Origin of the sequence: Segatella copri, assembly GCF_024330485.1 — a bacterium.
GTDB classification, from domain to species: Bacteria; Bacteroidota; Bacteroidia; order Bacteroidales; family Bacteroidaceae; genus Prevotella; species Prevotella copri_L.
Window position 1 is genome coordinate 16400 of sequence record NZ_JANDWX010000038.1, and the last position, 12939, is coordinate 29338.

A 12939-nucleotide genomic window follows, 5' to 3' on the forward strand; every position below is an offset into this window, starting at 1 on the left:
ACCTTTGCATGAAAGTTACAACAAACAGATAACCAAGAAAACTTGAAATATATGAAAAAAGTTATTTTCACCCAAGAATGGATTGCTTTGCATCCATACGAAAAAGCAGACGAAGTTGATCTGTATTATACAGAACTCGCCAACGAAATATACCACGCTCTTGACGAGGCGTGCTACACCCACAACTTCAAGAATATGGATGAAGCCAAGCAGCTGGCACTCAGCATTGCCGGTTATTTCGAAGATGTGATTTCGGGCACAGGCATCTGGAAGACTTTCACAGAAGAATGCAAGCAGCGCTACGGCACCTACATTCCTTTCTATGAGAAAGAAAGCGAATTCATCAAGAGTACGCTCAACGAAGATGACCCGGCTTACGACCCTGAGGAAATCAACATCGCTGATGTCAAGTTCCTGCTCTGGCACCATTACCAGCAGAGCAGTTTCGTACAGGAAGCCGTTCCTTTCCTCTTCGGAACCCTGGAACTGGCTGCCAAACTTGCCTACAACATTCTCGACAGAGAATATGAAACGGCTCCGGAAAACGAGCGTCTTCTGACTTATCTCAGCGAAATGCCTGAGATAGAGGGCAACGCTGAAACGACCGAAGAGGAAATCGAGAAGAACAAGGAGTTGGATGAGATTCACCGTCGCGACACCCTGGCGTGGTTCCATTATGGTTGCTATTTCAACATAGGCAACCAGAAGCGCCTGCAGTTTACCCTCCAGCAGATGGCAAACTCGCCTCAGGGTCTCACCGAACCGCTCGCTTATTCTGTGCAGATGGAAATGACCATCGCCGGCAGAAACAATCTCCTGGCGCTCACTTCTTACGAATGGCTCCGCAAGATTTGCAGGAACATGCCTACCCACAAGCTCTGGGAGGATGAGGAGTTCAGGAAGAAGGCTATAGAGCTACATGAAAAGGCAGATCATGAGAAGGCGATTCACGACTACAATCTGCTCAAGGCGAAGGGATACGAAGACAAGTTCATCTTCCTGGAAGATGTGAAGACGCTGAAGGAATTCCTCAAGGAGATTGAGTTCGAGTTGCCAAAGGACATCCGATTCCCTCAGAAATACGAGAAAGGCATCATCTTAAGCGGAAGTCCATACACAGGCATCAACATCAGTTTCGGTCTGGCTCATTGCATCGCATCGCCTGAGAACCCATACTATGTACAGGAGCGTGCAGAGACCGACAGCTTTGGCATTATCAGCGGCAATGGTCTCCCATTCCCTTACGAAATTGTCTGCAAACTGATAGAAAACAACCTGATTCCTGACGCAAACATCTTTACAAGCCAGTATGTAAAGGAAGAAGGCTTGAAGATTACGCAGGCAAACCTCCAGTTCCTTGCCGATTACTACCTGATGGGTAGAAAGGATAAAGACCTGTCGCCTAAGGAGTTGTGGTAAAGATGCATTCAGCATACTCAAAAAGTTTACTACGCTAACTCCATTTTTTAAGGGGTTAGCGTAGCAGACTTTTACAGATTTATAGAAGAAAGAGCGGAAAATCAGCTGTTAACCCCAAGCTGTTCTTCCGCTCTTTTTATTATAAATGTTGACAGACATTCTTTTGCTGTCTTCAAACAATATTAAAGAGCTATCAGCTTGCAGCAATTATTAAATATACGTAATTTTCCATATAAATATGTAATAAAGTACATATCCATCATTATTTTTTAGTAATTTCGCAGTTAGTAATTCTAAAATCACTAATTATGAAATTCGTAGATAGAATCAGGGAACAAGCTGTTTTACAGACAGCTTTGGAGTCTAAAGCTTCAAGCTTCATTGTGATATACGGACGAAGGAGACTTGGAAAATCAACTCTCATCAGAAGAGTGTTGAAAGATGAAGACATTTACTTTGAAGCCAACCTAAGCGAGAAAACTACCCAGCTAAGTCTGTTGGCACGCACCATAGGCACGGAATATCCGGGCTTCGACAGCCCTGTGTATTCTTCCTGGGAAGACATCATCATGGCTTTCAACTACCGTTGCAAGGAAAACGCAACACTTGTCTTGGACGAGTTCCCATATCTAGTTCAGAAAGATCCAGCATTACCTTCTACTCTACAACGAATCCTCGATAGGCGTATTACCGGAGTAAATGAATTGCGCTGCAACATCATCATCTGCGGCTCTTCACAGAGAATGATGCACGGTCTCTTACAAGGTTCAGAACCTCTTTATGGCAGAGCCGACCGTATTTTCATCCTACGTCCTGTCAAGTTGCCTTGGTGGCAAGAAATCATCAACACCTCAGCCAAGGAACTTGTAGAAGAGTACTCTATATGGGGTGGAGTGCCTCAGTACTGGAGTCAACGAGAAAGATTCTGCTCTTTGGACGAAGCCATTCAAGAACTGATATTAGACGAAATGGGAAATCTCTATGACGAGCCTGCCCGTCTGTTTATGGATGAGGTATCAGATATCGCACCCTATTCGTCAATCATGCTTGCGGTGGGTAGTGGAAAACAGAAGTATTCCAGCATTTCTGATGCTCTTGGCAAGACTACGGCAGAGCTTGCCAAACCGATAAAAATTCTGACTGAAATGGCTTTCCTCAGAAAGGAAGTACCATTTGGCGAAAATCCGCAGAAGACAAAGAAGATTCTTTATCGGATAGATGACCCATTCATGGCTTTCTACTACAGATTCATCGAACCAAACAAGTCTATGATTGCCTTGGGACGTGGCAACATTGCAAAGAAATTCATCAATGACGGTTTCAACGGTCATGTTGCCGAGGTTTGGGAAAGACTGTGCCAGTTGGCTGTCTGTGGTAGCGACATAGAAGGTCACACATGGGGTGAAGCCTCACGCTGGTGGGGCAAGGTTCCCATCTTTGAAGAAGGCAAGAAAACCCCTGTCGGCAACGAGGAACTTGAATTTGATGTTGTTGCAGAAGACCTCTTTGACAAGAACACAATACTTGTAGGAGAATGTAAATGGACAGCCCCTGATTATGCCGACCGACTCCTGGAAAAGCTGAAGAGAAAGGTGTCTCTCGCCCCATTTGCCCAGGGAAAGAATGTAATATACCTCCTTTTCCTAAGAGAAAAGCCCCTACCTGGTCCTCAGCCTTGCAAGGTGATATTGCCAGAAGAAGTGGCAAGTTTGCTGCATCATTGAGCTAACCTAAATTATGTTCCGTAAGGTAATGATTTAAAACTTGGTTGTAGTAAAAACACAAAAGTCTACTACGCTAACCCCTTAAAAAATGGCGTTAGCGTAGTAGACTTTTAATATTTAAGAGAAGAAGGTACAGAAAAACAGCTGTTAACTGTTAACTCTGTTAACCCCTATTTCAGATTCTTGTCCAGAAACTCCAGCATTTTCTCCTGCGCCTTCAATCCGCAGGAATGAGGGATGTCCCAAAGCTCCGTATCCAGCAGATTATCTGCTCCCTGACTCTTCCAAACCTTGTGCATTTCGGCGAAAGCATCTTTTACACCAGGCACAGGGAAGAGCTTATCTTTTGTGCCATTGATGAAGAGCATCGGCTTCGGACAGGCGAGGGAGGCGATGTGAGGATAGTCGAGATACTGGCGAAGACCGGGGATACAATTCGCAAAACCGCCATTCTCCTTTCTTCCGAATCTCCGGGTAAGCTGAGCGTCGGTGGTAATCATCCAGCAGATGGAAGCACCCGCCTTGATTCTATCCGATAAAGCCGAGAGCATCCACGAGCGATAGGCTCCCATCGAACACCCCACGCATCCGATACGCTTCGCATCTACCATCGGCAGCGAAGCCAGGAACTCGGTGCTGGCGATATCATCGTAAGTCATGAAGGCAGAGAGGTCTCTACCCAGCATCATCATGTTGCCGGCTATCAGGTCGTATTTGTTTCTATCCACGCCCTCCTTGCGGCCTCGTTCTCCCCACATCGGAGCATCTGCCGAAAAGACCACGTAACCATGTTTCGCCAGATAATCGCCCACGTACTGATTATCGTAAAGTTGCTTTGCCCACGCATCCGCATCATCCAGAATCTCCTGACAGAGCGCCTGCTTCGTAGGGGAATCTTTTTCTTCCGGAGTAAAGAAAGGACGAATCATCTTCTCCTTTCCGATAAAGAGATGGGCACCATGATCATGAAGCGCATTGACTGTTGGGAATGGTCCCTTGCCATCCGGAATCAGGAGATAAGCCGTAATACGGGAATAGGCGTTGATATTAAAGGCGATTTTCTGCGCCTTATATCCGTCTCTCTGTTCCTCGCCCAATACTTCCATATTCCAAGCCGCAGCCGCTTTCGGAGGTGTCATCATGCATTCAAACACCTTCGCCCTTGCCGCCTTCTTCCACTTCTTGAAATTCTTAATCGGACTGTTTCCCCAAGCCATCGGATAGGTCAGTTCCTTCTTCAGCGTTTCTACATAGGTAGGAATCTCTCCCTGCCATTCATACTTCTCCCGCTTCTGAAGCTTCGGCTTCGAAGGGGTCTGTGCAAGCGCCACCGACGCCTGCACCAATGCGATGATACTATATGTGATAATCCTTTTCATTCTCTTGTCTTGTTTTGTTAGAAATCTTTCTTCCTGTTTATAAGATTAGTTATTGTTTGCAAAATTAAGAAATTATCCTCAAAAAGAGCCCAATAATCTCGATATTTTTGCGTACCTTTGCCTAAAACATTTATAAAAAACGGATAAAACATTCATAACAACAGATAAAACATCATCAAATAGAAAATAAAGATATGAAAATAGCAGTTTTTTGTTCAGCAAATAAGAATATCGACCCCGACTTCTTCACATTGACTGAAGAGATGGGAAAGTGGATGGCTGAGAACGGCCACGACCTGGTTTTCGGCGGCTGCAACTCTGGTCTGATGGATTGCATCGGCAAGGCAGTAAAGGCGAATGGCGGCAGAACCATCGGTGTGGTTCCTACGCTTGTAGAGCGAGGCGGCAGAACCTTTCCTGATCCCGACATCGAGATTCCGTGTGATAATCTCAGCGACCGCAAGGACCTGATGCTTGCCCAGAGCGACATCTTCGTAGCCCTTCCTGGCGGCGTCGGCACCCTGGATGAAATCTTCACCATCGCTGCTGCCCACACCATCGGCTACCATCACAAAATGGTGATTCTCTACAACATGAAAGGCTTCTGGAACTCAACCATCGCCCTTTTGGACGATATGGCAGAAAAAAGGATGATTCGTGGCAATTGGCGGGATGTGATTGAAGTGGCGGATAACCTGGAAGAGCTGGCAAAGCTCTGCGAGGGATAGAACCCTCTATAGAAAAGTAAAGCTACCTTCTGCCGAATGACTTCTCGGTAGAAGGTAGCTTTACTTCATAATACATCATTTTATGACGTTTTTTTGTGTCAGACACAATTTTGGGGAGTAAAAACACGGTTTACTTCAGCATCCATTCCCAAGCAGGAATTATATGCACCGTCTTCCCATCCACGGTAAGCTCCTCTTTCTCATTTAGCGTAATGATGTAACCCTCAGACAAATCATAGATTTCCATCGCCTCTTGCAAGCCCTCTATTTCACGCTTGCGAGTCTTCTCATCATCCATCTTCACCGTAACCTGGTAAGCCTGGGTAATCCTTACACCTTCTCTCACCACAAAGTCACACTCCTTCTTGTCGGCATGATAGAACAGGTCACAACCCCTTCGCAGCAATTCGATGAAAACGGCATTCTCCAGTTTTACACCATTGTTATCCGTGACATTGAAACCCATCCTGCTGATGATGGCATTATCTATAAAATACACCTTCTTCGGGCTCAACATCTGGGTCTTTACCGATGGAGCATACTTCAACAACTGGAATATCATGTAGGTTTGCTGAATATATTCCAGATAGTTCTTGATGGTTTCGGGATGGCGAATGCCCACTATCTTTCCCAGCGAGTTATAGGTAACACGCTTGGTGGCATTGCTGGCAAGATAAAATGCAAGTTCTTTAATTTCCTTGTCGTTTGTAAGACCATTGCGAGCCATCACATCCCGGAAGATAATGCTCTCATAAAGTGAGGACAGGTAACTGACGGAACCCGTCTGAAGATATTTCGGGAAACCACCCCTCTCCAAGAAATCACGGAAATGACCCAGCAGTTTGGAACGGCTCGCCATCAGATAGAAATCTTTCTGCGAAGGCTCAATATGCTCCAGCTGCAGGTATTCGGCAAAAGAGAAAGGATAAACCTCCACAGAGATATAACGCCCTGTGAGATGAGTGCCCATCTCCTTGCTCAGCATCCGGGCATTGGAGCCTGTCACCACCACCTTATTGCCTTCATTGTAAAGGCGCCTCACAAAGGTTTCCCAACCCGCAATGTTTTGAATCTCATCAAAGTAATAGGTGTGCTGCTCGCCGAAAAGCTCAAAGAAGCATTCCTGCAAGGTTGCAAAATCTTCAAGCTTAAAGTTTACGAGACGCTCATCGTCAAAATTGAAGAAGAAATCTTTCTCCTCCAACTTATCACGCAGTTGCTGCAGCAACACCGACTTTCCACATCGTCTTACACCAGTTATGATAAGGATTTCCGAGGTGGTAAGCCATTCCTCTTCTATGTGTCGAGGGATGGCATCCTGCATAAGATGCCTGCAGTTGTCCTGCTGCTCAAATATTATTTGTTTCAACAGTTCTTTCATTGCTCTACTATTTTATGATTCGTGGGCAAAAATAAGAAAAATATCTGAAAGTAGCAAGAGAAAAACAAAAATCTTTCATTCTGAATGAATAATTTTTCAGAAATCTTTCATTTTGAATGAACACTTTTATCTAAAACCTTTCATTTAGAATGAATAGTTTTCGATTAGTTCCTTAAAAAACAAAAGAAAGAGCGGAAAAACAACTGTTAACTGTTAACTCTGTTAACCCCAGCTGCCATTCCGCTCTTTTATAATAATCTCTAACAAGAAATCTTTTATTCTGCCAGCAGCTTCTCTGCCATAGCCTTACCCAGAGCCTCGCACTGCGCCTTTACCTCTGGAGTAATCGCCTGCTTCATATCTACAGGCTCGCCTACAGCCTCGTAGTGGAGCTTAGTTTCGTTCCACTCCTGAATCTTTGCTACTGCCTTGCTTGCCCAGCAATGAGAACCATACCAACCGAGGAGGTGGTTCTTAACGTCCTTATTGGCAAGCTCGGAGAGGAGAACCTCCATCTCGTGATAAAGACCGGCATTGTAGGTTGGAGCACCCACGATAAGGCCCTTGTAGCGGAAGATGTCGCGCAGGATGTAGCTGTGGTGAGTCTTCGAGATGTTGTACATTACGATGTTCTTCACGCCAGCCTTGCTTGCTGCACGGGCGATGATTTCAGCCATGCGCTCGGTATTGCCGTACATGGTGCCGTAGCAGATAACGAGGCCCGGCTCCGTCTCGTACTTCGACATCTTATCATACATGCCGATTACCTTCTCGATGTGCTCATGCCAAACCGGACCATGGGTTGAGCAAATGTAATCCAGCTCCACGCCAGCCAACTTCTTCAAGGCATTCTGAACAGGGATTCCATACTTACCCACAATATTTGAGTAGTAGCGAACCATCTCCAGCCAGAAAGTCTCGCAGTTGATTTCCGTATCGATGATTCCGCCGTTCAGCGCACCGAAGCAACCGAACGCATCACCTGAGAAGAGCACCTTGTTCTTTGCATCGAGCGTTACCATGGTCTCTGGCCAGTGAACCATAGGGATGAGAACAAAGCTCAGCTCGTGGTTGCCCAATGAAAGGGTTTCGCCATTCTTCACCTCTACCACGTCATCTGTTACGCCATAGAAGCCTTCGAGCATTCCCAGGGTCTTCTTGTTGCCCACAATCTTGATGTTAGGGTAATATTTCTTGATGAGGGCGATGGAGCCGCTGTGGTCAGGTTCCATGTGGTTGATGATAAGATAATCGATTTCTCGGTCGCCAATCACCTCGTGGATGTTCTCGAGGAACTGGGTGAAGAAATCAACCTCTACAGTATCTACCAGCGCTACCTTCTCATCGTCAATGATATAAGAGTTGTAGCTCACTCCGTTAGGCAAAGGCCAGAGGCCCTCAAAACGATGCTTGTTGCGGTCGTTTACGCCTACGTAATAAATCTTGTTTATAATTTCTGTCATATCTTTTATATTTTTATAATTCCTTCTTCTTTTCTTCTCCGAATTCCTTGGAAACATAATTGTAGATGTCCTTGCAGCATTCGGTGGAGAATTCTTGAGCCGAAACAAGGAGACTGTCCCATTGCGCCTCAGACAATCCACGGTCGATGTCCTCGCGGGTGATTCCATCCTTGATCAGTCCGAACACGAAGCCTGCGTTGAAATTATCGCCGGCTCCGATAGTGCTCACCGGCTTCATCTTCTTCGAAAGATAACTCTTGGCAAAGCCGTTCTCGGCACGAACCTCTACAGGCTCAGCGCCCTGAGTGCAGATAAACTTCTTGCAGTAGAAACTGATTTCGGCATTATAAACCTTATCCGCCTCCGGTTTCTTGTAGAGGATTCCGAAGTCCTCGTGGCTTCCGCGTACGAAATCAGCCATCTCCAGGTTCTCTATCAGATTAGGCGTAATCTTCATGATTTCGTTCTGATGAGAAGCACGGAAGTTGATGTCGTAATAAAGAATGGCGCCGTGCTCCTTCGCATACTCCAGGAAGCCGGCAACCTGAGGACGGACCACAGGATTCAGAGCGAAGAACGAACCGAAGAGCACGATGTCGCCAGGATTGATTTCCGGTGTGGCAAACTCCAGCTGGTCGTGAGGATGATCCTTGTAGAAGATGTAGTCGGCATTGTTGTTCTCGTCGAGGAAAGCCAGCGAGAGCGGCGACTTCGATTCCGGGAAGATGCTCACATTGTCAGCATTCACCCCATTATCTCTCAAAAACTGAATCACATACTCTCCTATGCGGTCGTTGCCCGCCTCGCTGATAAACGAAGCATTTACGCCCGCACGCCCCAACGAGATGACTGCATTGAATGATGAGCCACCCGGTACTGCCTCTATCGGCTTGCCGCCCTTGAAGATGATGTCAAGCACGGTTTCTCCTATTCCTATTACTTTGCGCATTGTTTTTTGATGTCTATATTTATTTTTTGGGAGCAAAGATAAGTCTTTTTGGCGATAATGCAAAATAAATGACTATTTTTTTGGATAAATTACATTTTCAGTGTAACTTTGCACCTTGAAATGAAATACAATACTTATACACTCGATAATGGACTCCGCATCATCCACCTGCCTTCAGACAGCAAGGTGGTGTATTGCGGTTACCAGATTAACGCCGGCACCCGAAACGAGGAGCCGGGCGAAGAAGGACTTGCCCACTTCTGCGAGCACGTTACTTTCAAGGGCACAGAGCGCCGCAAGGCGTGGCACATTCTCAACTGTCTGGAGAGCGTGGGAGGCGACCTGAATGCCTACACCAACAAGGAAGGCACGGTTTATTACTCCGCCATCCTCAAGGAGCACATCGCAAGAGCCGTAGATCTGCTCACCGACATCGTTTTCCATTCGGTTTATCCGCAAGCGGAAATCGACAAGGAGGTAGAGGTAATCTGCGATGAAATAGAGAGTTACAACGATTCGCCTGCCGAACTGATTTATGATGAATTCGAAAATATCATCTTCAAGGGTTCGCCGCTGGGCCACAATATTCTAGGCACAGCCGAACAGGTTCGCTCGTTCAAGACAGAAGATGCGCTACGCTTTACAAGAAAGCTTTACCGGCCGGATAATGCGATATTCTTCGCTTACGGAGACATTGACTTCAAGAAGCTGGTAAGACTCTTGAAGAAGAGCTTTTTAAGTGAAGAACGAAGAGTGAAGAGTGAAAAATTCAATAGTCCAGAGGCGCAAGCCCAATTCAACATTCAACACTCAACATTCAACACTCAACACTCCTTCGAGGGGCAGACGATTGTGATGCAGAAGAATACGCATCAGGCTCATGTGATGATTGGAACCCGCGCCTACGATGTGAACGACAGCCGCAGAATGCCGCTCTATCTGGTCAACAACATGCTGGGCGGACCGGGAATGAATGCCAAGCTGAACCTAGCCCTGCGCGAGCACAACGGACTGGTTTACACCGTAGAGAGTACGATGGTGGCTTATGGCGATACGGGCGTATGGAGCATTTATTTCGGCTGCGATGAGCACGACGTGAAGCGCTGCCTCCGTCTGGTTCGCAAGGAACTGGATAAGTTCATGCAGAAACCGCTGAGCGAGGCGCAGCTCAAGGCCGCCAAGAAGCAGATTAAGGGACAGATAGGCGTGGCTTGCGACAACCGCGAGAACTTTGCCCTCGACTTCGGCAAGAGCTTCCTTCACTATGGCTGGGAGAAGAACGTAGACCGACTCTACGAGCAGGTGGATGAGATTACTGCCGAACAGATACAGGCTGTGGCTCAGGAGTTGTTTGATAAAGACAGGCTCACCACGCTGATTTTCAGATAATGTTGATTTTCAAACAAATAGCTCAAATAATAAGAAAACAAAGAAGGCAACAACTTGGGTCGTCATGCGACTTCCCTCGTTGTTGCCTTCGTAATTTAATGAATTAAAACTGCTTTTTTCTTAAAACAACTAACAATTAACCTAAAAACTTAAACCTAAAAACCTAAAATGAAAATCTATAAAACCTAAAACGAATTTTTAACAATCTATATATGAAATCCCCAATCAGAATTTATCACGAAAACTCTCAGGGGACAGTATGAATTTCAAATGAAAAGGAGTTTTTACTCTCCTCTCTGATTTCGGAAGCCCCTTCGGCTCCCTACTGTTACTCAGCTGTGCATTGCTGCCAGCCATTTTTTAATCTCGGCTCTTTTGGAGCCCTTCGCATGGCTAATCTCCGATTAAGCCAACTTGTTGTTAATAGCACCAACTTCAGCTACACATGCAACAACTACTGCGATAATCATTCCTAATACTAACATAATCTTTTCCTTTCTTAAATTTGTTATCTTAAATATACAATCTTGTAGTTTTACCTAACAAAATCTTAACTCTCTTTATTTCTTACCTCCCGGAGGAGGATTTCTATGCTCTCTTAGCTTCGTAGCTTATTTGCCGCAGTTCATTCCGAGGTTCATACCTGCGCAAGCTACTACTGCGAATGCTACTACTGCTACTGTCATTATCCCGAATATTGCCATAATCTTTTTCCTTTCTTTTAACCTCTTAATCAGTCTCTTCGAGATTTTCCAGAAGTCCTCGTCCGAATCTCAGAACCAGGTTCCGAACCGGCCTCAAACTTGTCTCGAATCGATTTCATAAGTTATCCTTACTGAATCAATCTTTTATCCTTTTTTCTTTTTCTGGTGCAAAGGTACAACTTTTTGTGTGCGCACACAAATATTTTAGGAGAAATGTTTCAAAAAGCCCTTTTTTCTTGATTAAGGTCAAGAACATTTACATTCTCATTACAAAAACGAGCTATTTTAAAGCTTTTGCCCTTTCAGGGCGACAGGCGTGCTGCCATTATTACCCAAGGCGGTGCCCTGGGCTAGGAGCTTCAGCTCTTTCAGGGCGTGCTGCTAAAAACGTGAGGGGCGTGGCATTTCACCACGCCCACTCCTTTATCACCGCTACGCAGCCACTCCTGGCGTTCCATAGTGCCCATACTTGGCGATGAAACGGGCGGTCTTGGTGAAGGTGCCGTCCTCGTTCTTCATGATGAAGCCACGCTTCTTCCAGTTGCACAGCAGGATGGCAAGCTTCGTCTTGGTGCCATGAACCTGACAGATGTTCTGAATCTCAGTCTTGTCAAAGGTGTCATGAACGTAGAGAAGAAGATTGCTCACACCGGAAGTATGACACACAGAGCGGCTGTCTGCATCTATCGCCTCCTGCATCTGATTACCGAAGAAACGCATCTTGCACCACAAATCATACTTCACGCTCCATACGATGAAATCCTCTATCGCCCGCAGGTTCCGCTCCTTACGGGCGATGATGAGGGCACGTACGTCCTCGCCTTCCAGGGCTGAAACATATCCTATGAGCTGCTGTTTGTCATAAGCTTTCACCGCCAGCATGTCGAAGGTGTTGGCGTCATCGGGCACGAGGCAGATGGTTCTCCCCTCTGCTTCTTTAGCATACTCTACCTCATGGCCTTTCACGTCATTATGGGTGAGTCCTACGATATGGAATGTGAGATTCTTCATTTTATGTTGTTATTATTGTTTTTACGTTTGTTTGCAGTCAGGTTACAAAAGTAAGGTTTTTCGGTGAAACCACTAAGCATTCTTGTTTAAATTTCCTAAAAGTGGCAGAGAAGCCGAGGGGGTTAACAGGGTTAACAGTTAACAGCCGTTTTTTGCATGGCCCCCTCGCGTACCTTATTATATAATAATATATATATACTTATTTTTATATAAGTGTGTGGATGGAAGTATGCATTTTTGGGGTGTTAACTGTTAACCTGTTAACCTTTTGCTCTCAGAGCGCCCCTCTCCCTTCAGAAATGCGTGTTCTCCCGATGCCTGTTAAAGATGGCTGGCTGAGCCTTGGCTGAAAAAGCTCAAACGCCCTGCTACAGCCCGTTTTACGGGCTTATATGAAGGCAGGCACGAGGCATAAATGATGACTGATACGAGGCTTAAATGATGGCTGGAAAGGGGGCTAAATGATGCCTCACGAGGGGATGGATCATGCATCGCGAGGGAAGAAATATTGCATCGCGACGGAAGAAATGTTACGTCGCGACGGAACGGGGAATGCATCGCGATGCAGAAAAAAGGGCTTTTTAGAGCGGAAAACTATGAGTTGCGGGGCAGAAAACTATGAGTAAGTTTTGTTAACATAAAGCTCTAAAGCAACCAAAGGAGAATAAGAGAAGTTGGAACGTAAACAGTTGGGAATGAGCAGATTTGCACAAAGTTGCCAAATCGGCATAAAGCAAGCGAGTGAGGAATATTGAAGTAGTTCAGTTACTAAATCGTGAGCCACAGTTACCT

9 protein-coding genes are annotated in these 12939 nt (G+C 45.8%); 4 read left to right on the top strand and 5 right to left on the bottom strand.

Annotation, left to right across the window (positions count from 1 at the left end; translation table 11 throughout):
- Positions 1 to 51: 51 nt before the first annotated feature.
- Positions 52 to 1419 (top strand): DUF3843 family protein, encoded by a 1368-nt coding sequence (locus NNC77_RS14390; RefSeq protein ID WP_254971515.1) that lies wholly within the window; start codon positions 52 to 54, stop codon positions 1417 to 1419.
- Positions 1420 to 1727: 308 nt separating this feature from the next.
- Positions 1728 to 3143, top strand: coding sequence for an ATP-binding protein (locus NNC77_RS14395; RefSeq protein WP_254971513.1), 1416 nt, complete (start codon positions 1728 to 1730; stop codon positions 3141 to 3143).
- 170 nt (positions 3144 to 3313) lie between these two features.
- On the opposite strand, the gene NNC77_RS14400 is transcribed toward NNC77_RS14395, so the two are convergent.
- Positions 3314 to 4522: an alpha/beta hydrolase family protein gene (locus NNC77_RS14400; protein ID WP_254971511.1), complete on the bottom strand. Its 1209-nt coding sequence runs from the start codon at positions 4520 to 4522 to the stop codon at positions 3314 to 3316.
- A gap of 194 nt (positions 4523 to 4716) precedes the next feature.
- Here NNC77_RS14400 and NNC77_RS14405 point away from each other — a divergent pair, with 194 nt between their 5' ends.
- Positions 4717 to 5250 (top strand): TIGR00730 family Rossman fold protein, encoded by a 534-nt coding sequence (locus NNC77_RS14405; RefSeq protein WP_254971508.1) that lies wholly within the window; start codon positions 4717 to 4719, stop codon positions 5248 to 5250.
- A 130-nt stretch (positions 5251 to 5380) separates the two neighbouring features.
- Here the strand turns inward: NNC77_RS14405 and NNC77_RS14410 are convergent, their stop codons facing one another.
- From NNC77_RS14410 to NNC77_RS14420, 3 genes are all read right to left on the bottom strand, one after another.
- Positions 5381 to 6631, bottom strand: coding sequence for an ATP-binding protein (locus tag NNC77_RS14410; RefSeq protein ID WP_254971506.1), 1251 nt, complete (start codon positions 6629 to 6631; stop codon positions 5381 to 5383).
- Positions 6632 to 6906: 275 nt separating this feature from the next.
- Positions 6907 to 8094 (bottom strand): FprA family A-type flavoprotein, encoded by a 1188-nt coding sequence (locus NNC77_RS14415; RefSeq protein ID WP_254963516.1) that lies wholly within the window; start codon positions 8092 to 8094, stop codon positions 6907 to 6909.
- Positions 8095 to 8107: 13 nt separating this feature from the next.
- Positions 8108 to 9043, bottom strand: coding sequence for a PfkB family carbohydrate kinase (locus tag NNC77_RS14420; RefSeq protein WP_118192454.1), 936 nt, complete (start codon positions 9041 to 9043; stop codon positions 8108 to 8110).
- A 120-nt stretch (positions 9044 to 9163) separates the two neighbouring features.
- Between NNC77_RS14420 and NNC77_RS14425 the strand changes: the two genes are divergently transcribed.
- A complete protein-coding gene (locus NNC77_RS14425; protein ID WP_118416959.1) occupies positions 9164 to 10432 on the top strand; it encodes a M16 family metallopeptidase in 1269 nt (422 codons plus the stop codon).
- Between the two features lie 1136 nt (positions 10433 to 11568).
- Here the strand turns inward: NNC77_RS14425 and NNC77_RS14430 are convergent.
- The gene (locus tag NNC77_RS14430; protein WP_153139067.1) at positions 11569 to 12147 is read right to left on the bottom strand and encodes a hypothetical protein; all 579 of its coding nucleotides are present in this window, start codon (positions 12145 to 12147) and stop codon (positions 11569 to 11571) included.
- Positions 12148 to 12939: the final 792 nt, after the last annotated feature.